The organism is Devosia epidermidihirudinis (assembly GCF_000971295.1).
Taxonomy (GTDB): Bacteria; Pseudomonadota; Alphaproteobacteria; order Rhizobiales; family Devosiaceae; genus Devosia; species Devosia epidermidihirudinis.
This window is the reverse complement of record NZ_LANJ01000045.1, coordinates 1-25,642: the sequence shown is the minus strand read 5'-3', so window position 1 is coordinate 25,642 and position 25,642 is coordinate 1. Positions and strand designations below refer to the sequence as shown.

Annotated in this window: 25 protein-coding genes; 16 read left to right on the top strand and 9 right to left on the bottom strand. The window is 61.1% G+C overall.

The window, feature by feature from the left end; genetic code table 11:
- Positions 1-37 precede the first annotated feature (37 nt).
- The 8 genes from flgB to WH87_RS15600 all read left to right on the top strand — a co-directional run bounded on the left by flgB (position 38) and on the right by WH87_RS15600 (position 6,681).
- Positions 38-445, top strand: a complete 408-nt coding sequence (gene flgB / locus WH87_RS15635) for a flagellar basal body rod protein FlgB (protein WP_046140605.1) — start codon at positions 38-40, stop codon at positions 443-445.
- 11 nt (positions 446-456) lie between these two features.
- Positions 457-867 carry a flagellar basal body rod protein FlgC gene (gene flgC, locus WH87_RS15630; protein WP_046140606.1) on the top strand — a complete coding sequence of 137 codons (411 nt, stop codon included), beginning with the start codon at positions 457-459 and terminating at the stop codon, positions 865-867.
- 21 nt (positions 868-888) lie between these two features.
- Entirely contained in the window at positions 889-1,221 is a 333-nt protein-coding gene (fliE, locus tag WH87_RS15625; RefSeq protein WP_197410829.1) for a flagellar hook-basal body complex protein FliE, read from the top strand.
- A gap of 226 nt (positions 1,222-1,447) precedes the next feature.
- Entirely contained in the window at positions 1,448-1,714 is a 267-nt protein-coding gene (fliQ, locus tag WH87_RS15620) for a flagellar biosynthesis protein FliQ (protein WP_046140607.1), read from the top strand.
- Positions 1,714-2,484, top strand: a complete 771-nt coding sequence (gene fliR, locus WH87_RS15615; protein ID WP_052726645.1) for a flagellar biosynthetic protein FliR — start codon at positions 1,714-1,716, stop codon at positions 2,482-2,484. The genes fliQ and fliR overlap by 1 nt, the downstream gene beginning before the upstream one ends.
- The gene (gene flhB, locus WH87_RS15610) at positions 2,485-3,567 is read left to right on the top strand and encodes a flagellar biosynthesis protein FlhB (protein ID WP_046140608.1); all 1,083 of its coding nucleotides are present in this window, start codon (positions 2,485-2,487) and stop codon (positions 3,565-3,567) included.
- A gap of 151 nt (positions 3,568-3,718) precedes the next feature.
- Positions 3,719-6,289: a cell cycle histidine kinase CckA gene (gene cckA, locus WH87_RS15605; RefSeq protein ID WP_046140609.1), complete on the top strand. Its 2,571-nt coding sequence runs from the start codon at positions 3,719-3,721 to the stop codon at positions 6,287-6,289.
- Between the two features lie 2 nt (positions 6,290-6,291).
- Entirely contained in the window at positions 6,292-6,681 is a 390-nt protein-coding gene (locus WH87_RS15600) for a DUF2237 family protein (protein WP_046140610.1), read from the top strand.
- Between the two features lie 415 nt (positions 6,682-7,096).
- On the opposite strand, the gene WH87_RS15595 is transcribed toward WH87_RS15600, so the two are convergent.
- Entirely contained in the window at positions 7,097-8,107 is a 1,011-nt protein-coding gene (locus WH87_RS15595; RefSeq protein WP_046140611.1) for an aldo/keto reductase, read from the bottom strand.
- Between the two features lie 57 nt (positions 8,108-8,164).
- Positions 8,165-9,160 carry an AraD1 family protein gene (gene araD1 / locus WH87_RS15590; protein WP_046140675.1) on the bottom strand — a complete coding sequence of 332 codons (996 nt, stop codon included), beginning with the start codon at positions 9,158-9,160 and terminating at the stop codon, positions 8,165-8,167.
- A 276-nt stretch (positions 9,161-9,436) separates the two neighbouring features.
- Between araD1 and recA the strand changes: the two genes are divergently transcribed.
- Entirely contained in the window at positions 9,437-10,510 is a 1,074-nt protein-coding gene (gene recA, locus WH87_RS15585) for a recombinase RecA (protein WP_046140612.1), read from the top strand.
- A gap of 201 nt (positions 10,511-10,711) precedes the next feature.
- Positions 10,712-13,351, top strand: coding sequence for an alanine--tRNA ligase (alaS, locus tag WH87_RS15580; RefSeq protein ID WP_046140613.1), 2,640 nt, complete (start codon positions 10,712-10,714; stop codon positions 13,349-13,351).
- Positions 13,352-13,402: 51 nt separating this feature from the next.
- Here the strand turns inward: alaS and WH87_RS15575 are convergent, their stop codons facing one another.
- From WH87_RS15575 to WH87_RS15555, 5 genes are all read right to left on the bottom strand, one after another.
- Positions 13,403-14,287: a DMT family transporter gene (locus WH87_RS15575; RefSeq protein WP_046140614.1), complete on the bottom strand. Its 885-nt coding sequence runs from the start codon at positions 14,285-14,287 to the stop codon at positions 13,403-13,405.
- An 87-nt stretch (positions 14,288-14,374) separates the two neighbouring features.
- Positions 14,375-15,307: a DMT family transporter gene (locus WH87_RS15570; protein WP_046140615.1), complete on the bottom strand. Its 933-nt coding sequence runs from the start codon at positions 15,305-15,307 to the stop codon at positions 14,375-14,377.
- 125 nt (positions 15,308-15,432) lie between these two features.
- On the bottom strand, positions 15,433-16,557 hold the full coding sequence (locus WH87_RS19115) for an acyltransferase family protein (RefSeq protein ID WP_082092741.1): 1,125 nt from the start codon (positions 16,555-16,557) through the stop codon (positions 15,433-15,435).
- Positions 16,558-16,675: 118 nt separating this feature from the next.
- Positions 16,676-17,701 (bottom strand): aldo/keto reductase, encoded by a 1,026-nt coding sequence (locus WH87_RS15560; protein WP_046140677.1) that lies wholly within the window; start codon positions 17,699-17,701, stop codon positions 16,676-16,678.
- 219 nt (positions 17,702-17,920) lie between these two features.
- Positions 17,921-19,135, bottom strand: a complete 1,215-nt coding sequence (locus WH87_RS15555) for an NADP-dependent isocitrate dehydrogenase (RefSeq protein WP_046140616.1) — start codon at positions 19,133-19,135, stop codon at positions 17,921-17,923.
- A 132-nt stretch (positions 19,136-19,267) separates the two neighbouring features.
- Between WH87_RS15555 and WH87_RS15550 the strand changes: the two genes are divergently transcribed.
- Both WH87_RS15550 and fabF read left to right on the top strand, forming a co-directional pair.
- Positions 19,268-19,705, top strand: a complete 438-nt coding sequence (locus WH87_RS15550) for a MarR family winged helix-turn-helix transcriptional regulator (RefSeq protein WP_052726647.1) — start codon at positions 19,268-19,270, stop codon at positions 19,703-19,705.
- A gap of 59 nt (positions 19,706-19,764) precedes the next feature.
- Positions 19,765-21,045: a beta-ketoacyl-ACP synthase II gene (gene fabF, locus WH87_RS15545; protein ID WP_046140679.1), complete on the top strand. Its 1,281-nt coding sequence runs from the start codon at positions 19,765-19,767 to the stop codon at positions 21,043-21,045.
- A 39-nt stretch (positions 21,046-21,084) separates the two neighbouring features.
- On the opposite strand, the gene WH87_RS15540 is transcribed toward fabF, so the two are convergent.
- Both WH87_RS15540 and WH87_RS15535 read right to left on the bottom strand, forming a co-directional pair.
- The gene (locus WH87_RS15540) at positions 21,085-21,420 is read right to left on the bottom strand and encodes a TfoX/Sxy family protein (RefSeq protein ID WP_046140617.1); all 336 of its coding nucleotides are present in this window, start codon (positions 21,418-21,420) and stop codon (positions 21,085-21,087) included.
- Positions 21,417-21,860: a GFA family protein gene (locus tag WH87_RS15535; protein WP_046140618.1), complete on the bottom strand. Its 444-nt coding sequence runs from the start codon at positions 21,858-21,860 to the stop codon at positions 21,417-21,419. The genes WH87_RS15540 and WH87_RS15535 overlap by 4 nt, the downstream gene beginning before the upstream one ends.
- Positions 21,861-21,960: 100 nt before the next feature.
- Between WH87_RS15535 and WH87_RS15530 the strand changes: the two genes are divergently transcribed.
- The 4 genes from WH87_RS15530 (at position 21,961) to WH87_RS15515 (ending at position 25,418) form a co-directional block, all read left to right on the top strand.
- Positions 21,961-22,521: a GNAT family N-acetyltransferase gene (locus WH87_RS15530; protein WP_046140619.1), complete on the top strand. Its 561-nt coding sequence runs from the start codon at positions 21,961-21,963 to the stop codon at positions 22,519-22,521.
- Positions 22,522-22,647: 126 nt separating this feature from the next.
- On the top strand, positions 22,648-23,244 hold the full coding sequence (locus WH87_RS15525; RefSeq protein WP_046140620.1) for a GNAT family N-acetyltransferase: 597 nt from the start codon (positions 22,648-22,650) through the stop codon (positions 23,242-23,244).
- 56 nt (positions 23,245-23,300) lie between these two features.
- Complete coding sequence (locus tag WH87_RS15520) at positions 23,301-24,107, top strand: RNA methyltransferase (protein ID WP_046140680.1); 807 nt, start codon at positions 23,301-23,303, stop codon at positions 24,105-24,107.
- 84 nt (positions 24,108-24,191) lie between these two features.
- Positions 24,192-25,418 carry an MFS transporter gene (locus tag WH87_RS15515; protein ID WP_407060050.1) on the top strand — a complete coding sequence of 409 codons (1,227 nt, stop codon included), beginning with the start codon at positions 24,192-24,194 and terminating at the stop codon, positions 25,416-25,418.
- The last annotated feature ends 224 nt before the right edge of the window (positions 25,419-25,642 follow it).

Genomic DNA, 25,642 nt, shown 5'->3' with positions numbered 1-25,642 from the left:
GCCCATCGCGCACTTAGACTCGCGGGGGACACGGCCAATGGGCCTGATGAATTTGCCGGTGTTTGCCGCGCTCACGGACAAGATGCGCTGGCACCAGACGCGTCAAGGTCTACTGGCCGAGAATGTCGCCAATGCGGCAACGCCGGGATATCGCGGGCGGGATCTGGCGCAGTATGATTTTGCCGAGAGCCTTAGTGCTTTCTCGTCCGCGAGTGTCACCACGACCGCGACGCAACCCAACCACTTTTCGGTGTCCAGCGGCGAAGGCAGCGCTTTTGGCGCGCAGCGCATGGCCAATTTCGAGATCACCCCGGAAGGCAACGGCGTCACGCTCGAAGACGAGATGATGAAGGTGACGACCAATATGATGGACTATCAGGCGGCTACAGGCCTCTACCAGAAGTCCATCAAGATCCTCAAAACGGCGCTTGGGCGTCAGGGATAAAGTAGGGCTTCATGGATTTTTCGGCCTCGCTCAAAATCGCCGCGACCGGGTTGCACGCGCAGTCTGCGCGCATGCGCGTCATCGCGGAAAACCTCGCCAATGCCGACTCGGCAGGCAAGGCGCCGGGCGACGACCCCTACCGCCGCCGCGTGCCGACCTTTCAGGCTGCCTATGATTCCGCAGTGGGCGGCAAAGTGGTTGAGGTCGGCAAGCTTGCCTATGACATGAGCGAGTTCACCAGCCGCTATGAGCCGGGCCATCCGGCAGCCGATGCGACGGGCTATGTGCAGTACCCCAACGTCAATCCGCTGATCGAGGCGGCAGACATGCGCGAGGCTCAGCGCACATACGAAGCCAATCTCAACGTCGTCAGCGTGACGCGGCAGATGCTCGGGCGCACGCTCGACATCCTGCGCGGCTAATCGATTTTCAGGAGCTAAAGCATGGCAATCAGTGCCCCCTTTAATGCCGCCGCAGCCGCCTATGGCAATGCCAGCCGGCTCGTTACGCAATCGGCAAAGCCTGCCATGGACCTGACCGCCTCGACCGGTGGCACAGGCACGAACTTCGCGCAGGTTCTGGCGCAGACCGTGCAGGGCGTGGTCGACACCGGCAACAAATCCGACAACATGGCCATCGACATGGTCAACGGCAAAGCCAATGTCGTCGACATGGTGACGGCGCTGTCGGAAACCGAAATCGCCATTGAGAGCATGGTGACGGTTCGTGACCGCGTTATCTCGGCCTACGAAGAAATCATGCGGATGCCGATCTAAGCTTCAGTAGACCTCATTCCGAGCCCGTCGAAGGACGAGGTCGTACCGCTGGGGACGCCACTCGCTCGACCTCGTGGTTCGACAGGCTCACCATGAGGTCTTCTGGTATGGGCTACAGGGGAGGGTGTTCCTCACTTTCCGGTGCAAGGTATAATCGCGCTTTCGCGGGAATGGCGCGACGGGCCTACAATGCATGTGGGCGGCGATTCGCCCGACGAGATCCACGATGACCGGCGCCGACGTTCTCGACATTGCCAGCGATGGTATCTGGACGCTGATCATTGTATCGGCGCCGATGATGATTGTTGGCCTGCTGGTGGGTGTGATGGTGGCGCTGTTTCAGGCGCTGACCCAGATCCAGGAGCAGACGCTGGTCTTCGTGCCCAAGATCGTCGCCATCTTTGTGACCCTGCTGCTGGTGCTGCCGTTTCTCGGCGCCACGATGGGCGCCTATATGAGCCGCGTGGTCGATATGATCATCGTGGGCGGCTGATGATTACCGTCGGGCTCGACTGGCTGCCCAATACCGCGTTTCTCTATCTGCTGATGTTCGCGCGCATCGGCGCCATCCTGATGCTGATGCCCGCCTTGGGCGAGAATATGATCCCCGCGCGGATGCGGCTGAGCTTTGCGCTGATGTTCACGCTGGTGGTCTATCCGCTGCTGTCATCGAGTCTGCCAGCGATGCCCGCCGACGTGATGGGCATTGTCGGCCTGTTGTTTCATGAGCTGGTGATCGGGCTGATGCTGGGCGCAATTGCGCGCATCACCGTGATGGCCACGCAGGTGGCGGGCGCGATCATTGCGTTTCAAACCGGGCTTAGCGTCGCGCAATCGGCGGACCCGACGCAGGGCGGCATTCAGGGGGCGGTGTTCGGCAGTTTTCTGAGCTTTTTGGGCATGACGCTGATCTTTGCCACCGACTTGCACCACATGGCGCTGGCGGCGACTTTTGACAGTTACATCGCCTTTCCGCTCGATACGCCCCTGATGTTCGATGATGCCGCGCAGCTTGCCATCCGCACCGTGTCGAGCGCGTTCAATATCGGCATCCAGATGTCGGCGCCGTTCATCGTGTTCGGGCTGGTGTTCAACCTGGGGGCGGGCATTCTGGCGCGCCTGATGCCGGCATTGCAGGTCTATTTCGTGCTGATGCCCGCCAACATCATCGTCGGGCTGTCGCTGATGGCGCTGCTGCTGACCATGATGATGGGGTGGTACATCATGGGCTTTGAAAATCATCTGGCGATGTGGAGGGGCTAGATGAGTAGCGAAGCCCCGGAAAAAGACGCCAAAACAGAAGACCCCTCTCATAAAAAGCTCGAGGATGCCCATAAGAAGGGCGATGTCGCCAAGAGCCAGGAGGTTGTCACCTGGTTCATGTTGCTGGGCTCGGCGATCATTTTTGCCATGATGGCACCCTCCACGGCGACCGCGCTGATGGAACCCCTCAAGGTTCTGATCATGGACGCGGACCGCTTTGAACTGGGCGGGGAAGGGTTCATCTCCTTTTTCAACCGGCTGGCGTTTTCGATCCTGGGCGTGGTTTTGGTGCCGCTGTGCATCCTCTCGGTCTGTGGGATCGTAGCCAATCTGATCCAGCATAAGCCGCTGCTTTCGGCCGAACCGGTAACGCCCAAGCTCTCCAAGATTTCACCTCTGGCCGGGTTCAAGCGCCTGTTTTCCAGCGAGTCTTTGGTCAACTTCATCAAGGGGGTGCTGAAAATCACGGTGATGGGCACCGTGCTGTTCTTTGTGGTGTGGCCCGAACGCGACCGTCTGGACACCATGATGACGGCTGATCCCGCGATTATCCTGTTCGAGTTTCAGGAAATCGGGCTCAAGATTTTCACCGCGACGCTGATCGTGGTGACGCTGATTGCCGGGGCTGACTACATGTATGTCCGCCAGAAATGGTGGAAGCGGCAGATGATGACGGTTCAGGAAACCCGCGACGAATATAAGCAGATGGAAGGCGATCCCAAGGTCAAGGGACGTATCCGCCAGTTGCGGCATGATCGATCACGCAGCCGCATGATGGCGGCAGTGCCGGACGCTACCGTGGTGATCACCAACCCGACCCACTTTGCCGTGGCGCTCAAATATGATCGCGAGATGGGGGCGCCCAAATGCGTGGCCAAGGGTGCCGATGCCATCGCGCTCCGCATTCGTGAGCTGGCCAAAGAAAGCGATGTCCCCATCGTCGAGAATCCGCCCTTGGCGCGCGCGCTGTTCGCAAGCGTCGAAGTGGACGGGTTTATTCCCAATGAGCACTTCAAAGCTGTGGCCGAAGTGATTGGCTTCGTGATGCGCCTGAAAAAGGGCGCAGGGTGGAAGTCGAGCTAACTTGGATGTGCTAGAGTGCCTTCTGTGCCGCACAGAACGTGCTGTCGCGTGTTGAAAAGCGTGATCGGCCTCCCATGGGGGCGGACCATTTGCTAGACCTGACAGGACGCCTGATTCGGGGCGACGCGATGGCTATGGAGCAACCAGACCAATGGCAGCGACGCCGCTCGGCGAGGATAGTTATCCCGATCCCCTGATTGCCTCGGGGCGCAACACCGCAGGTCTATGGCGTGTGGTTGCCCTTGGCGTGGTGCTGGTCGCCATTGCCGTGGCCTTCTCTTTCTTCAGCGATGCCATTCCCGCCGACATCATCATGACCTTTGTGGGCGTGCTGGCCGTGGTGGGGGTGTTCTGCCTGTTCGGGTTGGCCGCGGGCCTGTTCCGCTTTGCCGCCAGCGAAGATCGCCGCACGATTTCCCACGCTGTGGTGGACAGCCTGCCGTTTGGCGCAGTCGTCGCGGACCGGGATGGCAAGATTTCCTACGTCAACGCGCATTACGGCAGCTTTGCCGGGGCGATGACCAATGGCCTGCCGGTGGGTGTGTCGCGCCTGTTTGCCGGTCAATCCGAAGCGAGCGAGGCGATTTATCGTCTGTCGCGCGCTGCCAAGGATGGCCGTTCGGCGATCGAAGATATCCGCATTGTCGGTGGCCTGGGTGGGTCTCAGGCAGAAAGCGCCAAGGCGTTCTGGTATCGCGTCGGTGTGCGTCCGCTGCCCGAGAGCGATGAGACACAGAAGCCGCTGGTCATCTGGTCGGTGGAAGACATCACCCGTGATCGCGACAACAATGAGAGCGCGTTCCGCGATCTGCAGCGCGCCATCGACTATCTCGACCATTCCCCAGCGGGTTTTTTCTCCGCCGACGCACATGGCCGCATCCAATACCTCAACTCCACGCTGACGGACTGGCTGGGCTATGACCTCGCCGAGTTCAATTCGGGTCATCTGAACCTCAAGGACATCGTCCGTGGGGATGGGGACACGCTGTTGATGCGCGGGCGCAGCGATGGCGAAATTCATACCGAGATCATCGATATCGATCTGATGCGCCGCAATGGCACCAGCCTGCCTGTGCGTCTGCTGCATCGCGCCGCACGCCTTGCCGATGGCGAGCTCGGCGAAACCCGGACGCTGGTGCTGGACAAGTCCAATGCGCCGGATACCGAAGAAGAGCTGCGTGCCGCCGAAGTGCGGTTCTCGCGCTTCTTCAACGATACCCCATTTGCCATTGCCACGCTCGACGCCGATGGTCGGATCATCCGCACCAACGCGCCGTTTGGCCGTATCTTCAAATGGTCGGGCGAGGAAAAGAGCCTGGAGCTGCAGCCGCTGCAGGAACTGATCGGGGAGGGCAGTCGCGACAAGTTTGCTCGCGCCGTCGCCGATGCCGCCGCCAATCGCTCGGAAGTCGAGCCCGTCGATGCGCTATTGAGCGTCGAGGGCGATCACGCGGTTCGGCTTTATCTCTCCGCCTCGGAAATGAGCCATGGTTCGCCCGAGCAGGTCAATGTCTATGCCTTGGACATGACCGATCAGCGCAAGCTCGAAGCCCAGTTTGCGCAGAGCCAGAAGATGCAGGCCGTTGGCCAGCTGGCCGGTGGCGTGGCGCACGATTTCAATAACCTGCTGACCGCCATTATTGGCTTCTCCGATCTGCTGCTGCTCAAGCACAAGCCCGGCGATCCGTCGTTCAGCGAGCTGATGCAGATCAAGCAGAACGCCAACCGTGCGGCGGGCCTGACCCGTCAGTTGCTGGCCTTTTCGCGCCGTCAGACACTGCGTCCGCAGGTTCTGGAGCTGCCGCTGATTGTCGACGACCTGACCGTGTTGCTCAAGCGCATGATCGGCGAGAAGAACACACTGGCCGTGGAACATGGCCGCAATATCTGGCCCGTGCGCGCAGACGTGGTGCAGCTGGAGCAGGTGATCATCAACCTCGTGGTCAACGCGCGCGACGCGATGCCCAATGGCGGCTCGATCACCCTGCGTACCTCCAATGTCGAGCAGGCCGACGTGGCTGGCCTTGGCTTTGATGGCATGGCGCAGGCCGATTATGTGCTGATCGACGTGCAGGACACCGGCACGGGCATGAGCCAGGAAGTCATCGAGAAGATTTTCGAGCCGTTCTTTACGACCAAGGAACTGGGCAAGGGCACTGGTCTGGGCCTGTCGACGGTCTATGGCATCGTTAAGCAGACCGAGGGCTATATCTACCCCGTGTCGGTGGTTGGCATCGGTACGACGTTCAAGATCTTCCTGCCGCGTCACGTCGCTAGCGCTACAGAGGAGACCGCAAAGGCGATCGCTGCGGTGGCTCCTGCGCGCGATCTCACCGGCCATGAGCGCATCCTGCTCGTCGATGACGAGGAAAGTGTTCGCGCTTTCTCGGCCCAGGCGCTGCGGGCTACCGGCTACGAGGTGTTCGAGGCTGACGGTGGCGAAGAAGCGCTCGAGGTGCTTGAAGATGAAAACTACAAGATTGACCTGATGATTTCCGACGTCGCCATGCCGGAAATGGACGGGCCGACCTTGCTCAAGCATGTCCGCGAGACCATGCCCAATCTCAAGGTGATCTTTGTCTCCGGCTACGCCGAAGAAAGCGTGCGCCGCGATATTGAGGATGACCAGAGCGTGGAATTCCTGCCCAAGCCCTATTCGCTCGACCAGATCAATTCCAAGGTCAAGGAAGTGCTGCAAAAGCTCGGCAAGGGCGAGCAGTGAACATGATCGGCGGCGTCGAAGGCCAGGGTGAGCTGAACGTACTCGGCGAAGCCCTGCAACCTTGCTCGTCCGACCCGCTCACCGGCTTCTTCCGCACCGGCTATTGTGCCGCCGGGCCAGACAGTGCAGCGGTGCATCTGGTGTGCATCGAGGCAAGCGAAGCGTTTCTGGCTTTTTCCAAAGCGGTCGGAAATGATCTGTCGACGCCCATGCCGCAGTTCGCGTTTCCGGGCCTGGTGGCCGGCAATCGCTGGTGCCTCGTGGCCGGGCGGTGGCTACAGGCTCACGAGGCTCGCATGGCGCCGCGCATCTATCTCCGCGCGACGAACCAGGCCGTGCTTGGCCTGATCCCCCTCGAAGTGCTCAAGCCCTATGCGCTGGATTTGAACTGAGGTTGAACCTCTGGGCGAAGCTCTGTTGTAGCTCGACCTGGTTGCCTGATCTGCCAGCGAGAGCCAATACGCCCTTCACACCCTCCGGCTTGACCCGAGGGTCACCGTCAGCACGGCACAAGCCGTGAGTGGTCCTCGGATCCAGTCCGAGGACAGCGCCGGTGAGTGGGATTTGGTCTGCAACTGGTAGTCACGCTCGGGCAAGACTGAGGGCGCTTCGAAAGGTGTATAGCCCTCGGGTCGGGCCCGAGGGTGATGATTGTGGTGGGATGGGTCCAGCCCCTCATCAGAGCTCATCCTGAGCTTGTCGAAGGACGAGGTCGTGGCACCATTGCGTGCACACCCCCATGGTTCGACAAGCTTACCATGAGGTCTCCGAGGGGGCGGAAACGGTCCCCCGCGCTCCAGTCTCAAATTACGCCCCGATCGGCGTACCCGGTGCCAGCAGGTCCTTGGCTTCCAGTGTCTTCCAGAGCTCGGCTGGAATCTCGACATCCCACCACTCCAGAATGCCATCGAGTTCTGCAGGGGATTTCGGGCCGGGCAGCACGTTGCAGACTGCAGGGTGGAGCAGCGGGAATTGCAGCGCTGCGGCGGGCAGGGGCACGTTGAAGTCCTTGCAAACCGCCTCGAGCGCGCGAACCTTGGTGATGATTTCGTCGGGCGCCTTGGCGTAGTTGAATTTGTCGCCGCCGACGAGAATGCCCGAGTTGAACGGGCCGCCGATGATCACCGATGCGCCGCGCTTGACGCAGGTGGACATGAAGGGGTCGAGCGAGGTCTGTTCGAGCAGCGTGTAGCGGCCGGCGAGCAGGAACGCGTCCCAATCGCCCAGCTCGAAGGCGGCCATCAGCACTTCCCACTCGTTGACGCCGAGGCCAATGGCCTTGATGGCGCCGCCGTCGCGCAGCTCGCGGAGAGCCTTGTAGCCGCCGGTTTCCAGCTGCTTCCACAGTGGCTTATTGCCCTCGACGCCATGCGTGGTGACGCCAATGTCGTGCACAAACAGCATGTCGATGCTGTTCAGCCCGAGGCGCTGAATGCTGTCCTCATACGACCGCATGATGCCGTCATAGGAATAGTCATAGACCTGGTTGAAGGGCAGGGGATCCACCCAGGCGCCCTTGTCCTGTTCCGCGTCGCTGACGGGCGTCAGCAGGCGGCCAACCTTGCTGGATAACACGACGCCGTCACGCCCTTCGCGGAGCACATCGCCAACAAGATGCTCGGATCGGCCAAGGCCATATTGGGGGGCGGTGTCGACGTAATTAATGCCGACTTCGAGGGCATGCGCGACGGTGGCGCGCGCTTGATCGGCCGGGACGCGGCTAAAAATTCCAGCGAGGCTGGCGGCGCCGAGGCCAAGCGTGGTGATCTCAAGCGACGTCTGACCGACGCGGCGTTTTTCGAAGGCGCGAGCCGTCATGGTATCCCTCCAGGAGTGTGGAGGGATAACTGACATGTTAGTCCGCGCGCTTCAAGATCAATAGACGTTGCCGACGATCACAGGATGGTCCTGTTCCTGACGAACCGGATTGCGCAACGCCGCGCCAAACTGGGATTCCTCGATTTCGAAGACATCGTCGGCCTGGGTCTTGATGCCATCGGCAAAGCTGAGCGTCGCCGTGCCGAACATATGCACATGCACATCGCCCGGATTGCGGAACAGCTCATATTTGAAGTGGTGATATTCGAGGTTGGCGATGGAATGGCTCATATTGTCCTCGCCGCTGAGGAATGGCTTTTCCCAGATCACCTTGCCGTCTCGGTAGATGCGCGACATGCCATCCACATGGGCCGGCAGGTTGCCCACGCGGAGCTCTGGGCCAAAGGCGCAGGCGCGGAGCTTGGAATGGGCGAGGTAGAGGTAGTTCTGCCGCTCGGTCACGTGATCGGAGAATTCATTGGCGAGGGCGAAGCCGAGGCGACGCGGCTGGCCGTTCTGGTCGATCACATAGATGCCAGCGATTTCGGGCTCTTCGCCGGCGTCGAGCGCGAAGCCCGGGGAGGGGATCGGGTGGCCGGGATTGATCACCGAATAGCCATTGCCCTTATAGAACCATTCAGGCTGCACGCCCTTGAGGCCCTCGGCAGGTTTGCCGCCCTCGAGGCCCATGCGGAACATCTTCATGGTGTCGGTCAGGCCAACTTCAGCCGAACCGCTATTGGCGGTGTGCATCGCATCGCGCGTGGCGGCGGAGCCGAGATGGGTCAGTCCCGTGCCGGTGACATAGAGATGGGCGGGATCGGGATGGTCGATAGGCGACAGCATACGCCCCTCGGCGAGGATGGCATCGCGGTCGACGATATCGCCGAGGCCCTTGGCCGCGATCAACTCGCCGAGCCCGCCATGGCCGGAGAGGGCCTCGATGGCCAGCTGATAAACGCTGGAGGCACCGATGACCGTTCGGGCAACGCCGCCCTCAACCGAAGCGACGGCGCGCGCGCCATTGGTATCGAAAAACTGGATGAGATTCATGTGCGGCTCCTCCGCCTGCTGCCCGAGGGCCCCGTTGGGCGGCATAGAACGCAACATCGTGTTTCGATGCAAGCTCAAAAATCATACTTATTGGTGCCAACGTCGACGTTGGGCCGATTCTCTGCCAGGTACGGCAATTGATGTTCCGATGTTCTCATTTTGTCCATTGACATGGCGGAAACAAAATGAGAACAAATAGCGCACATTCAATGCATGTCCACCAGCGGTGACGGCGCGTTGCGCAGCCCCTCTGAGCGTGAAATAAGGAGAGAATAGATGGCTAACGCGCCGCTTCGTGTAGTTGAAGGTGGATCGATGGATAAAGATAAGGCTCTTGCTGCTGCGCTCAGCCAGATCGAGCGTAATTTTGGCAAGGGGTCGATCATGCGCCTCGGCGAAGCCTCGTCGATTGAGGTCGAGTCGATCTCCACGGGCTCGCTTGGTCTTGATATTGCGCTGGGCATTGGTGGCCTGCCAAAGGGCCGAATCGTTGAGATTTTCGGGCCTGAAAGCTCGGGTAAGACCACGCTGGCGCTGCACGTTATTGCCGAAGCCCAAAAGGCTGGCGGCATCTGCGCCTTCGTTGACGCGGAACACGCTCTGGACCCGATCTATGCCCGCAAGCTTGGCGTCAGCGTCGACGATCTGCTGATCTCCCAGCCAGACGCCGGCGAACAGGCTCTCGAAATTACCGATACTCTGGTGCGTTCCGGCGCCATCGACGTGCTGGTGGTCGATTCGGTTGCGGCGCTCACCCCGCGCGCCGAACTTGAAGGCGAAATGGGCGATTCTCTGCCGGGCCTTCAGGCGCGTCTGATGAGCCAGGCCATGCGCAAGCTGACCTCGTCGATCTCCAAGTCCAAGTGCCTGGTGATCTTCATCAACCAGATACGCATGAAGATCGGTGTGATGTATGGTTCGCCAGAAACCACCACTGGTGGTAATGCGCTCAAGTTCTATGCTTCAGTTCGTCTCGATATCCGCCGCATTGGCGCGCTGAAGGATCGCGAAGAGATCGTGGGTAACCAGACCCGCGTGAAGGTGGTCAAGAACAAGCTTGCTCCTCCATTCCGTCAGGTCGAATTCGACATCATGTATGGCGAAGGCATCTCCAAGACCGGCGAATTGCTCGATCTGGGCGTCAAGTCCGGCATTATCGAGAAATCCGGCGCCTGGTTCTCCTGGGATAGCCAGCGTCTGGGGCAGGGCCGTGAGAATTCGCGCCAGTTCCTCAAGGACAACCCGGCCATTGCCAACACCATTGAACAGGGTGTGCGGGAGAGCTCGGGTCTGCTCGGTGAAGTGCTGCTGGTGGCCGGTGGCGACGACAGCGCGGCCGACGACGAATAGACCATTCTCCCCATGCAGGGATAATCGAGAGGCATCGCGCAAGCGGTGCCTTTTGGTTTTTGATAAGGCCTTTGTTACGCAATCAAACGGCATTCGTCGCAAACATGCCGCAATGCTGGACATTCCCGCAGGCAGCACGATAGAAAGCCAGCCGAAACTCTATGGCGCCAGCATGCGCCAGTCCCGCGATGAAAGCCTAATATGACCAGCGTAAACGATCTCCGTTCGAGCTTTGTCGATTACTTTGCCCGCAATGGTCACGAGGCCGTGCCGTCGAGCCCATTGGTGCCCCGGAACGATCCGACGCTCATGTTCACCAATGCCGGCATGGTGCAGTTCAAGAACGTCTTCACCGGGGTTGAAAAGCGTCCTTATTCGACCGCAACGACGGCGCAGAAATGCGTGCGCGCTGGTGGCAAGCACAACGACCTGGACAATGTGGGCTTCACCGCCCGCCACCACACCTTCTTTGAAATGCTGGGCAACTTTTCGTTCGGCGACTATTTCAAGGATCGCGCGATCGAGCTGGCCTGGAACCTCCTGACCAAGGATTGGGGCCTGCCCAAGGACAAGCTGATGGTCACCGTCTATCAGGACGATGATGAGGCGCTTGAGCTTTGGAAGAAAATCGCTGGCATTTCCGAGGATCGCATTGTGCGGCTCGGCGCCAAGTCCAACTTCTGGCAGATGGGCGACACCGGTCCTTGCGGCCCGTGCTCGGAAATCTTCTATGACCACGGCGACAAGGTCTGGGGTGGCCCTCCAGGTTCGGCCGAGGAAGATGGCGACCGCTGGATCGAGATCTGGAACCTGGTGTTCATGCAGTATGAGCAGCAGGCCGATGGCTCGCGCATCGCGCTGCCGCGTCCGTCCATCGACACCGGCATGGGGCTTGAGCGCGTCTCGGCTGTCATGCAGGGCGTTCACGACAACTATGACATCGACCTGTTCAAGGCGCTGATCGCTTCGGCTGCTGCCGCCACTGGCGCTCGCGTTGATGGCGAAGGCAATCGCAGCCTTCGGGTGATCGCCGACCATCTGCGTTCCATGAGCTTCCTCATTGCCGAAGGCGTGCTGCCATCCAATGAAGGCCGTGGCTATGTGCTGCGCCGCATCATGCGCCGCGCTATGCGTCACGCGACCCTTTTGGGTGCCAATGAGCCGGTGATCCACAAGATCGTGCCGACGCTGGTGCGTGAGATGGGCCAGGCCTATCCCGAGTTGGTGCGTGGCGAAGCCATGATCGCCGAAACGGTAAAGCTCGAGGAGGGTCGTTTCCTCAAGACGCTCGGCCGTGGCCTGCAGATTCTGGAGACGGAGTCGGCTGAGCTGGGCGAGGGCGACATTCTCAATGGCGCGACTGCGTTCAAGCTCTATGACACCTATGGCTTCCCGCTCGATCTGACGGAAGACGCCCTGCGCTCGCGCGGGGTCAAAGTTGATCAGGCAGGCTTCGATGCTGCCATGGCCCAGCAGAAGGCCGATGCGCGCAAGAGCTGGTCTGGCTCGGGCGAAGCGGCCACCGATACCATCTGGTACGGACTGTCCGACAAGCTGGGGCCAACCGAGTTCCTCGGTTACGAGACCGAAATCGCCGAAGGCGAGATCACGGCGCTGCTGGTTGGCGGTGTTGAAGTTCCCGTCATCGAAGCTGGTCAGGATGGCATCGTCGTCGTCAACCAGACGCCATTCTACGGCGAAAGCGGCGGCCAGGTTGGCGATAGCGGCACCATCAAGGGTGACGGCGTTGTCGCCACGGTGACCGATACGCAGAAGCACCATGGCGTGTTTGCGCACAAGGTCAGCGTGACGTCCGGTTCGCTCAAGGTTGGCCAGGCGCTCGAGCTGCTGGTTGATCATGAGCGCCGCGGCTCGATCCGCTCGAACCACTCGGCAACCCACCTGCTGCATGAAGCCCTGCGCCTCGTGCTCGGCGATCACGTCGCCCAGAAGGGCTCGATGGTTTCGCCAGATCGCCTGCGTTTTGACTTCGTCCACACCAAGCCTGTGACCCCACAGGAACTGGCTGAGGTCGAGGATATCGCCAACACCATCGTGCTGCAGAACACCCCGGTTGAAACCCGCCTGATGGGCGTGGAAGAGGCCAAGGATTCTGGCGCGCGCGCGCTGTTCGGCGAAAAGTATGGCGACGAAGTGCGCGTGGTGGCCATGGGCGAACCAACTGGCAATGGCCTTGGCTGGTCGGTGGAACTGTGCGGCGGCACCCATGTGCGTCGCACTGGTGATATCGGTCTCGTGTCCATCGTCGCCGAAAGCGCCGTGGGTGCTGGCGTGCGCCGCATCGAGGCGTTGACCGGCAAGGCGGCGCGTCATCGTGGCAATACCAATGTGGCGATCGTCGAGTCGGCAGCGGGTCTGCTGCGCTCGGGCAGCCATGAGGTACTCGACCGTATCGCGGCGCTGCAGGACCAGCTCAAGCGCTCCGAACGTGCGCTGAGCGATGCCAAGCAGAAGATTGCCATGGGCGGCGCTGCCGGTCAGGCCGAAGGTCCAGAGACCATCAATGGCGTCAGCTTTATCGGCCGCGTGGTCGATGGCCTGCAGCCAAAGGACCTGCGTGGTCTGGCCGATCAGGCCAAGAAGCAGGTTGGCCAGGGTATCGTGGTGATCGTTGGTCGCTCCGATGACGGCAAGGCCGGTATCGTGGTGGCTGTAACTGAAGAGCTGGTTGGCAAGTATTCGGCAGCCGATCTGGTCAAGGCCGGTTCGGCCGCGCTTGGCGGGCAGGGCGGCGGCGGTCGTGCCGATATGGCCCAGGCCGGTGGGCCGGATGGGACCAAGGCCGACGAGGCGCTGGCCGCAATCCGCGCGCTGCTCTAGGCGAACAAGAATAGCAAAAGGCCCGCATCTCGGATGCGGGCCTTTTTGTTTCTAGAGCCCGGTTCGGAAGAAGAACAGGCGGGGTTTCCAGACGATTTTGACCTTTTCGGTGAGCACGTTGGCCAGCCCTGCCGACAGCACGATGACGAGCCCGATGATCGCGACATAGTCGGGGTATTCGCCAAAGAACGCTGCGCCAAAGACGATAGCCCAGATCAGCTGGCTATATTGCACCGGCGCGACGACATTGGCGGGCGAGCGCTTGGTGGCGGCGATGAGCAGCAGACCTCCCGTGCCGCCCAGAATGCCGATGCCGAGGAAAATGCCCAGTTGTTCCAGCGATGGAACGACGAAAAACGGCAGCATCATCACGCCGTTGAAAATCCCGGAATAGGCCACCTGCAGCCCGACAAGGCTGACCCGGCGTTCCCGAGGCGCGACGTGGCGCAGGATGATGGTGGTGATGCCGCCGAAAAACACGCTGCAGAGAATAGCCAGATGGCCCAGTTGCAGGTCGCGCAGGCCGGGGCGAATAATCAGCACGACGCCGAGAAAGCTGATGATCAGCAGTAGCCAGCGATGCAGCGCCACATGCTCCTTGAGCACCAGCACGCCCAGCGCCGTCACCATGATTGGGGTGAGGAAGCCGATGGCATAGACTTCTGCAAAGGGGATGTGGGTGAAGGCATACATCACGCATGCCGTGCCGGAGATGGCCGTGGCGCAGCGCAAGTGGACCAGCCACGGGTGGCGGAGCTTGTAGCTGTCGCGCCAGCGTTCGCCGCGCTTGGTCAGCATCGCCGGGATGATCGAGAAGCTGGTGGTGAAGAACGCGATTTCGAACACCGACATAGCCGGCCCTGTGGCCTTGATCAGTGCATCGGCCATGGAAAACGTGGCATAGGCCAAAAAGGCCAGAAGGACGCCGACGGGCATCGAAGTACCTGAGAGTACGAGGAAAGACTCGGGGAAGACGCAACTACCATACAAACGGATGTGGGGAGCGTCGACCGGGTCTTAAGTCTAAATTTCAGGTCCCTGAACTTCGGTAATATTGGTCGGTGGGCCGGGGCGATGGGCCCGGTATTCGGCAAAGCGTCCCGCCACGCGGGCGCGCGCACCGTCGACGATCACATTGACCAGCCCCGACAGCACGACGATGGCAAGACCCGCATAAACGAAGAGGTCGGGGTATTCGAAGTAGAAGAATGCGCCGAGGCCGATGGCCCAGACGATCTGCACATATTGAATGGGCGCGACCTGGCTGGCGGGCGCGTTGCGGGTTGCCGCGATCAGCAGCAAGTGGCCCATGCCGATGAAGGCCCCGCTGACTGCAAGCAGGGCAAACTGGGTGGGCGTGGGCATGATGAAGGTCGGGATCATCAATACCGCATTGACCACCACGAGGTAGAGCGCGGGCAGGGCGATCAGGCTGACGCGCTTTTCGTCGCTGGCGACCACGCGCAGCACGGTGGTCGTCGTCGCGCCAAATACGGCACAGCATAGCGCCGCCAGGTGGCCCAGTTCGAGTTCGCGGAAGCCGGGCCGAACCACCAGCATGACGCCGACAAAGCCGAGTGCCAGCATGGCCCAGCGCAAACCATCCACCCTTTCCTTCAGCAACACCACCGACATGACGGTGATGAAGAAGGGCATCATGAAGACCAGCGAGTAGGTCTCGGCGAAGGGGATGGTGACAAAGGCATAGGTGACGAGTACCGAGGAGGCGACGCCGGTGAACGAGCGCAGATGCACCAGTCTGGGATGCACCAGCTTGAAGCTGTCGCGCCAGCGTTCGCCCTTGGGTTTTACGAACAGCGCCGGGATCAGCGAAAAAACCGCAAGGAAAAAACCGATTTCGAAGACGGATAGGCTTTGCCCGAAGCCTTTGATGATGGCGTCGCCACAGGAATAAATCGAATAGGCGGCAATCGCGTAAAACACGCCGACGGGCATAGTAAATCCGGGAATTCGAAGCCTCAATTCCTGCGAGACTAGAGACGTCGGCAGCATCCGTCGATGGGCATTACGTCGAATTAGGCACGTACCTCAATATGAAGCGCTGAATCTGGCCTGTTTGCCTATTCGGCCGCGACGGGTTTTGGGCGACCGCCAACGAGGCCGACTAGCCAGGATTGCGAAGGCCGCTCGATCAGCACATGTGCCAGCCATCCGCTGATGATCGAGATGATGAAGGCAAGCGCGCCCAGGCCGAGCAGGGCCGGGGTAGAATCCGCGTTCAGCAGCTTGCCGCCCACCCCATAGACCAGCATCAGTACTGGCGCGTGCACCAGATAGATGGCGTAGGAAATGTCGCCGAGCCAGACGAGGGCAGGGTAGCGCAGCGGCGTTGGTGTCTGGCTGTGGGCCCGCAGCGCGAGCAGGAACAGAATGGCGATGATGATGGGCCAGAACGCTGCATTGGGCAGGCCGAAATAGCCCGCGGCAACCATCAGGATGAGGCCTGCGAGCAGCCCGCCGTCGATTAGAGGGCCATTGCCGCCCCAGCCGCGGGCCAGCGCGCCATCAAAGGCATAGCGCAACGCCACACCGGCCAGGAACGAGGGGATGATGCGCAGCACGCCACCCTGATAGGTCAGCTCCATCAGGTCGACGTGGAACAGAGCCGTAGAGGCAGCGGCGCAGACCAGAAACACCACCACGCATGCGACCGCGCGCAGACTATTGTTGCCGAGGCGGTCGATGACGATGAGAAAGATCGGAAACAGCAGGTAGGCAAACCACTCTGCGCCGATGGACCATGCAGGCTGGTTCCAGGCGAGTTCAGGGGTCAGCCCTTCGGCATCCAGCATCAAGGCGTTGAGGATGAAAGAGCTGATCGTGGGGTGCCATTCCGGCGACAGGCCAAAGCGGGCGCCCGCGAGAACGATGAGCGCCACGCCGATTAGCGTCGCGGCATGGAGCGGCCAGACGCGGGCAAACCGCTTACCCATAAAGCTCCCATGCCGATAGGTGCCGGCGCGCCAGGCGTCCCGATAGACATGGGTGAGGATGAAGCCGGACAGCACGAAGAAGAAGTCCACGGCAAGAATGCCATAATGCAGAGGCGGGAAAGCTCCGGCAATCGCGCCATTGGCGTAGGCGTTGATGTGGTAGAGCACCACGACGCAGGCAGCGATGCCGCGTGCGGAGGTGATTTCGTCCAACCGCGCTGGCGCTGATTGTGTAAGCCCGTTGCCGCTCATAGCCGCCGTCTCTGTTACCCAGCCATAATAGCGCTTCCGCGCTCCGTATCCTCAGCCCCGCGCACAAAAAAGGCGGCGCTGGTTAACGCCGCCTCGATTTTGGGTGCTGGTGATCGCGTCAGTCGTTCGGATTGGCCTTGCGGAGTTGGCGTTCGATCATCCAGCCGGGATATTCCGCGGGCAGGGCGCTGACCTTGTCGAGGCGCTGAAGTTCGTCGGCAGTCAGGGCCACGTCGACGGCTGCCAGATTGTCGTCGAGCTGCTCGACCGACTTGGCGCCGACGATGACCGACATGACGTGCTTCTGGTGCAGCAGCCAGGCCAGCGCGATCCGGGCTACGGAAACGCCCTTGGCGTCGCCAATCTCGCGCATCACGTCGATGCTGTCGAAAGCGCGGTCCCGGTTGACTGGCGGGAAGTCAAAATTGGCCCGGCGCGAACCGTCCGGTGATGTGCCGTCGCGGTTGTATTTGCCGCTCAACAAGCCGCCAGCCAGCGGGCTCCACACCATCAGGCCGAGTTTCTCCTGCTCGATCATCGGCACGATCTCGCGTTCGAGGTCCCGGCCTGCGATGGTGTAGTAGGCCTGTAGCGTCGAGAAGCGCGCCCAGTTGTTTTTGTCCGCCACGCCCAGCGCCTTGACGATGCGCCACGCTGCCCAGTTGGAGACGCCGACATAGCGAACGTGGCCCTGGCGGACCAGGTCTTCCAACGCCCGCACGGTCTCCTCGACCGGGGTCAGGTTGTCCTGCGCGTGGATCTGGTAGAGGTCGATATAGTCGGTGTTGAGGCGTTTGAGGCTCGCCTTGACCGCATCCATGATGTGGCCGCGCGACGAGCCGCGATCATTGGGGCCGGGCCCCATCTGGCCATTGAGCTTGGTTGCCAGCACTACATCGCTGCGTTTGCGACCGGAGTTGACGATGGCGCGGCCGGTGATTTCTTCGCTCAGGCCTTCGGAATAGACGTCAGCGGTATCAATGAAGTTGACCCCGGCGTCGAGCGCGCGGGCGACAATGCTGTCCGCCACGCCCTGATCGAGCTGACCGATTGCGGTCCAAAAACCGGCGCCGCCGAAAGTCATGGTGCCCAGGCAAATTTCGGAGACGAGCAAGCCCGTTCCCCCAAGGGATTTGTAACGCATGGAAGCGTCCTTCATGAAATAATGACAATGCGTCGACGCCTGAAAGGGCGGGGCAAGACTTCAAAAATGGTGAAGCGCCGGGCAGGAACGGTGTGCCGACGCCAAATCTATAGCACGAAACCGGTATTTCCGCGAAACGAAAACTGTGGGGACGCATTGCGGGCAAACAAAAAGGCCGGGTCAGATGACCCGGCCTTTTCCAATTCATAAGAGCAGCGATTAAGCCGACATGGCCTTCTGCAGGTTCTGGTCGATGGCATCGAGGAAGCCGAGGGTCGAGAGCCATGGCTGATCTGGGCCGACGAGCAGGGACAGGTCCTTGGTCATCTTGCCTTCTTCGATGGTGTCGACGGTAACCTTTTCCAGGGTCAGGGCGAACTTGGCGAGTGCCTCGTTGTCGTCCAGCTTGGCGCGGTGGGCGAGGCCACGGGTCCAGGCGAAGATCGACGCGGTTGAGTTCGTGGAGGTTTCCTTGCCCTGCTGGTGCTGGCGATAGTGACGGGTCACGGTGCCGTGGGCAGCTTCAGCTTCCACGATCTTGCCATCTGGCGTGGCCAGAACCGAGGTCATCAGGCCGAGCGAGCCGAAGCCCTGCGCCACGATGTCGGACTGCACGTCGCCGTCATAGTTCTTGCAAGCCCAGACATAGCCGCCGGACCACTTGAGGGCGGACGCGACCATGTCGTCGATCAGGCGGTGCTCGTACCAGATCTTCTTGGCTTCGAACTGTTCCTTGAACTCGGCTTCGTAGATCTCCTGGAAGATGTCCTTGAAGCGGCCGTCATAGGCCTTGAGGATGGTGTTCTTGGTCGACAGGTACACCGGCACGCCGCGGGCGAGGCCGTAGTTGAAGCTCGAATAGGCGAAGTCGCGGATCGAGTCGTCGAGGTTGTACATGGCCAGGGCCACGCCGGCGCCCGGCGCCTGATAAACTTCGTGCTCAATGACCTGGCCGTCTTCGCCGGTGAATTTGATGGTCAGCGTGCCCTTGCCGGGGAAGCGGAAGTCGGTGGCGCGGTACTGATCGCCGAACGCGTGACGGCCAACGATGATTGGCTGGGTCCAGCCTGGCACCAGGCGCGGCACGTTCTGGCAGATGATTGGCTCACGGAAAATCACGCCGCCCAGAATGTTGCGGATGGTGCCGTTTGGCGACTTCCACATCTTCTTGAGCTTGAATTCTTCAACGCGCTGCTCATCGGGGGTGATGGTGGCGCACTTGATGCCGACGCCATGATTCTGGATGGCATGGGCTGCGTCGATGGTGATCTGGTCGTTGGTCGCGTCGCGGCTTTCCACCGACAGGTCATAATATTCGATCGGCAGATCGAGATAGGGATGGATGAGCTTGTCCTTGATCGCCTGCCAGATGATCCGGGTCATCTCATCGCCGTCGAGGTCCACCACTGGGTTAGCGACTTTGATTTTGCTCATCTTACGGGCTCCCTTGCCATTGCATTTTGGCCCGGGAGGAAGCCCGTGCCGTTTGGTGAGCCCATATATCACCGGCGTAGCCATGCGCAAAGCTGCGATCCGGCATGGGGGCTTGCCGTTGACGCCGTGTATATGCACGGCTATATGCGGGCCATGCAGGATGATTTCAGCCAGTGCATGGTGCTCAATACGCGGATGGCGGCGCGCGCGGTGACGCGGCATGCCGACCACCGCCTGCGCCGGTTTGGCGTGACAGCCGCCCAGTTCAACATCCTGACAACGCTCAATGATCACCCTGACCGCTCGGTCACCGAAATGGCCAATAGCATTGCCATGGAGCGCAGTACCCTGTCGCGCAATCTCGACCTGCTCGAGCGCAAGGGGCTCGTCGCCAAGCAGGCTGCCGAACACGGCAATCGCCGCATCGTGGCGCTCAGCGAGGCTGGCGCCGAACTGGTGGAAAAAATGCTGCCGGAGTGGCGCAAGTGGCAGGCCGAACTGCGCGACACGCTGACCAATCCAGATTTCGAGGGCGCCATCGCCGCCCTGCAACAATTGGCCAAGCTTTAGCGGCCACGGCTTTGCCACACACTTTCATATAACGTGCATATACACTGTTGGAGACCTTCATGCTGAAACCTGATCCCGCCGATCCCATCGTTGTCACTGGCATGGGCGTAGTATCGCCCCTGGGTGTGGGCGTGGCCACCAATTGGGAACGCCTGATCGCGGGCCGCAGCGGCATCGTGCACAACGACCGGTTCGATACCTCGGCCTATACGGCGACCATTGCCGGTCTGGTGCCGAGCAAGGAAACCGACCCGGAGGGTTTTGATCCGCTGGTGGCGATCGACGCCAAGGACATCAAGAAGATGGACCTGTTCATCCAGTATGGTCTGGTTGCAGCGGCGGAAGCCATTGCCCAGTCGGGCTGGAAACCGGTGAGTGAAGAAGACCAGCGCGCCACCGCGACCATCATTGGTTCGGGCGTGGGTGGTTCGCCGGTGATGGCCAAGGCCGCGCAGCTGATTTCCGAAAAGGGTCCGCGCCGTCTGTCGCCGTTCACCGTTCCATCGTTCCTCGCCAATCTCGCCGCTGGCTGGATTTCCATTCGCTACGGCTTCAAGGGCCCGATTGGCGCGCCGGTTACCGCTTGCGCTGCGTCGGCTCAGGCCATCGGCGATGGCATGCGCATGATCATGACCGGCGAGGCCGAAGTGGCTGTGGTTGGCGGCGCCGAAGGCTCCGTCGATCCGATTTCGCTCGGCGGGTTCGGCGCCTCGCGCGCCCTGTCGACAGCCTACAATGACGACCCGACCAAGGCCTCACGGCCATTCGATTCCAAGCGTGATGGCTTCGTGCTGTCAGAAGGCGCGGCGATCCTGGTTATCGAAAAGCTCAGCCATGCCAAGGCACGCGGCGCGACGCCGCTGGCTATTCTGGGCGGTTACGGCACCTCGGCCGACGCCTATCACCTGACCTCCGGTTCGCCTGATGGTGCAGGGGCACAGGTCGCGATGCGCAATGCGCTGTCGATGGCTGGTGTGGCGCCAGCTCAGATTGACTACGTCAACGCGCACAGCACCTCGACCGAGGTTGGTGATGCGGCAGAGATCGCCGGTATCGGTGCGGTGTTTGCCGGTCGCGGCAAGGATCTGGCGGTGAGCGCGACCAAGTCGGCAACGGGCCACCTGCTCGGTGCTGCGGGCGCTCTGGCGGCGATCATCTCCATCGAGGCGATCCGTCATGGCACGCTGCCGGCAACGCTTAATCTCGATGAGCCTGATGCGGCGGCCGACGTGTTTGATCTTGTGCCGAACACGCCCAAGCCAAAAGACATCAAGCACGTTCTCGCTAATGCCTTCGGCTTTGGTGGCGTGAATGCTTCGCTGGTGTTCAGCAAGATCTAGGATTGCAAAGGCTCGGCTGGGAACTCTCAGCCGGGCCACCTATTTTGGCGGCAGGGTAGTGACGAAAGCCCGCGCCCGCTCGATCCAGTCGCTCAGCACGTCATCGTCTTCCAGCACATCGCCGGTGACTTCGACAAAGCCGCCCATGGTTTTCGTCCCCATGCTGACCACCTGTGCGCCGGGAAGGGCGAGGCTTTCGTCATAGGAATCCTTGCCGACGCGGACGAGCAAGCCGCCTTCCTTGAGCGGGCATACCAGCATGTTGCCCGACAGCATGAAGCAGCGGCCACCGAACATCTTCTTTTCACTGACAGTCCTGTAGCGCGCGAGCATGTCGCGCACGCGGTCGGAGAGTTCTTCGGAGGCAAGGCTCATTTGCTGACGTCGGGGCGGTAGGTGTCATGGAGCGGCAGGTGGTCCGAGATCAGGTCCCAGGCCTGGCGGCTGCGCGAGAAAATGACCTGATTGGGTTCAAACCAGTCGTTCTGCCCGGCAAACAGGCCAGCCGGTACAAGCCGCAGCGCTGGTGCGCGCGACGACGCTGCGTAGAGCGTGGTGCCGCATTCGGGGCAGAAGTGTCGCGTGAAGATCGCGCCAGAATCGGCTGTGCGGGAATGGCTCTTTGTCGCACCGATCAGGCTCACAGCGTCGGCCGGCAGCACAACCGGGCTGGCATGACCGCTCCCCGTAATGCGCTGGCAGTTGAGGCACGAGCACAGAAACATCGACACAATCCGCCCCTTGGCGGTCAGTTTGACCGCGCCGCAGTCGCAGCGTGTGGTCAGATTGATTTCGGGATAGTCATGCGTGCTCATTATTTAAGGCTGACATGCGCGCCCCGATGGGGCAAGACCCCGGACTTGCCTTTGTGCGCCGCTCCAGCAAAAGTGCCGGGCCGCCAAACGGGGGAGATGTATGGCGCTTTATCCTGAATATCCGTTGATCAGCGACAGGCTGAGACTTCGTCCCTTTACCCGGGGCGATGTGGATGCCGTCTATACCTATCGGAGCCGCGATGATGTGGCCCGCTATCTGTTCGACGTGGCCCTCAGCCGCGAGGAATGCGCCTTGGCAGTGCAGCAGCGCATCGGGCAGGTGGCGCTGGAAAAGGATGGCGACAAGATTATCCTCGCCGTGGAGCTTCTATCGACCGGCTCGTTGATTGGTGAAGTCTCGCTGACCTGGCACAGCGCCGATGCGCGGCAGGGCGAAATCGGCTGGATTTTCAATCCCGACTATCAGGGCGAAGGTTACGCCACCGAGGCTGCGCGGGCGCTGCTCGATCTGGCTTTTGGTCCTGGCGATATTCATCGCGTGTCGGCGCGCTGCGATGTGCGCAACGGCTCGTCCTGGCGGCTGATGGAGCGTCTTGGGATGCGCCGGGAGGCCCACTTCCGTGAGCATGCCATTTTCAAGGGCGAGTGGGACCAGGAGTTTGTCTACGCCATCCTTCGGCGCGAGTGGCTCTCCCGCTAAGCGGCAAGCGCTGCTCGTTTGAAGAGCGCTTTTAGGATCATTTTCCAGTCCGCGACAGGAACCCTGCTGACTCATCCCACGTTGTATCGGTGGGCTTGAGGGTAAAAAAGCGGAGGAAACTGTCACATGTCTTCATTGAGCTTACCTATCCTTACGGACCGTCTGGAGCTGCGGACGTTCGAGCGTTGCGACGTGGACAGTCTGTGCGAATATCACAGCCTGCCCAGCGTGCAGCGCTATGTGAGCACCCCAACTTATGACCGTGCCGAGGTGGCAGGTGCGCTCAATCTGCTGCGCAGCCAGGTCAACCTGCAGCGGCCCGGCGACACGCTCTCTCTCGCAATGGTCCGACGCGGCGATCACAAGTTGATTGGGCACGTTTCGCTGCTGTGGTCGGATGCTACGGCGGGGCAGGGCGAAATCCGCTTTTTTATCAATCCGAGCTATTCGGGCGAAGGGTACACTGCCGAAGCGATTGCGGCGGTGTTTGATCTCGCCTTTGGCCATTTCCGCATCCATCGCGTCTTTGCGCGCAGCGACGGTCGCAATCACCATTCGATCAAACTGATGCAACAGCTGGGCCTGCGGCTGGAAGCTCATTACCGCGAACACGCCTTGTTTCAGGGCGAGTGGGACGAGGAACTGCACTTCGCTATTCTCGATCGGGAGTGGCAGCGCTCGAGCAAGGTCAAGGATCTCCCCATGCGGGCCCGCGTCGCTTGATTTGCGTCGAGGCGGACAAATAGGTTATGCCGCCTGATCTTGCGAGATTGGGCGCCATGGCCGGAACTGACTCATCTATCGAAATCACCCTGAAGCCGTCTCCGGCGATCATCCTGTGCGAACCGCAGCTGGGTGAAAACATCGGCACGGCTGCGCGCGCCATGGCCAATTTCGGCCTGTGGGACCTGCGTATTGTCCGCCCGCGCGATGGTTGGCCCAATGAACGTGCGGTCAACGCGGCGTCGCGCGCCGACCATGTGATCGAGCGTGTACGCGTGTTCGAGACTCTCGAAGAGGCGATTGCCGACTTGACGCTGGTCTACGCGACCACCGCGCGTTCGCGCGACCTGCAAAAGGACGTGCTGGGCCCTGAAGAGACCGCCACCAATCTCGCCGCCCATATCGGTGCTGGGCACAATGCTGGGCTTCTCTTTGGCCGCGAGCGCTGGGGTCTACTTAATGAGGAAGTTGCGCTGGCCGATGCCATCGTGACGTTGCCCGTCGAGCCCGCGTTTGCTTCGCTCAATATCGCCCAGGCAGTTTTGCTGATGTCCTATGAGTGGCGCCGCCACTCCGAGGCAGGCAAGGCTCTGCCGTTCGGCAATACCATGGCCGACGTTGCCCCACGCGAAGAACTGGTTGGCCTGTTTGGGCACCTTGAGACAACACTGGACGGTTCGGGCTTTTTCACCGCGCCAGACAAGCGCCCGACGGTGATCAACAACCTGCGCACCATGCTGGAGCGCGGAAAGTTCACCAGCCAGGAAATTCGCACCCTGCGCGGCGTGATTTCCTCGATCGATCGCCGTCACCAGCGTCCAAATCCGAACCGCCAGAAGCCCCAGAGCGACAAAGAGGAATAGATTCGATCCAGGCGAACGCTTTGGGTCAATTCCGGCTTTGACTGCGACAATGTGTCATGTCATGGGCAAGCTATGAGCACGCCCATGACTGCCGACCCGTCCCGCCTTGCTTTCAGCTATGTGGGCTTCCGCTTTTTCTGGCTGACGACCCTGTTGGTCAGCTTCGCCGTACAGATCATGTCGGTGTCGATCGCCTGGCAGATCTATGACGTCACTGGTGACGTTTTCCTGCTGGGTCTGGTCGGGCTGAGCCTCTTTCTTCCCGCACTACTGTTGATCCTGGTGACGGGGCTCACGGCTGACCGCTTCAACCGGCGGCTGATCATGACGGTGTGTCTGGGCGTGGAGCTGCTCTGCGCGTTGGGCTTTTTCACCTTCGTGAATGCCGAGGCGCATGAGGTCTGGCCGATCTTCGGTATCCTGATCCTTCTGGGCACCGCGCGCGCCTTCTGGGGCCCCGCAGCCCAGTCGCTGGCGCCTAACCTGGTGCCGCCCAATGCGCTGGCCAATGCCATTACCGTCAATGCCTCCGCCTGGCAGTTTGCTTCGATCATGGGGCCTGCCGCAGGCGGTCTGCTATATGGCATCGCACCGACCGTGGCCTTTGGCACGGCAGGCGCCTTGTTACTGTTGGCGATGGTCTGCGTGCTGCTGATCCCCAAGCCTGCGCAGCGCCAGTCGCAGCAGGCGACCAGTCTGGACACCATGCTGGCCGGTTTCCGCTACATCTTTTCCAACAAGGTGGTGTTGGGCGCGATCTCGCTCGACATGTTCGCCGTGTTGATGGGCGGCGCTGTGGCGCTGCTGCCGGTCTATGCCAAGGACATCCTTCACGCCGGTCCGCAGGAGCTGGGCATGCTGCGCGCTGCACCGGGCATCGGGGCTATTGTCATGGCACTGGTGCTGACCAAGTTCCCGGTGCGCGATCACGCCGGCAAGCTGCTCTTCCTGTTTGTGGGCCTGTTCGGCCTGTTCACCGCGCTGTTTGGTCTCTCGACCACGGTCTGGGTATCGATTCCCGCACTGGCGCTGGTTGGCGCATCCGACATGGTCAGCGTCACCATCCGCGAAACCATCATGCAGCTCTGGACGCCCGAGGAAGTGCGTGGCCGCGTGAACGCGGTCAATTCGGTGTTCATCGGCGCTTCCAACGAGTTGGGTGAGTTCCGGGCAGGGACAGTGGCACACTTCATAGGCCCCGTACCCGCTGTGGTCATCGGCGGCGTCGGTGCCGTTGCGGTGGCCATCGTCTGGAGCCAGCTCTTCCCAGGCCTCCGCACCCAGCGCAGCCTCGATAAGAAGATGGTCTAGGGGCAGGAGCCCAAGGCATACCATCCATCTCCCCACCATCGTCATTGCCCGGCTCGCCCGGGCAATCCACCTTCCTCCCGGCGCCTAGCTGGATCACCCGGACAAGCCGGGTGATGACGATAGAGCGGCGAAAGCGGGCAGGGAGCCGAGGGCATACCGCCCACCCATCCCCCACCACCGTCATTGCCCGGCCCGTGCGGGCAATGACGGTGGTGAGGGATTGG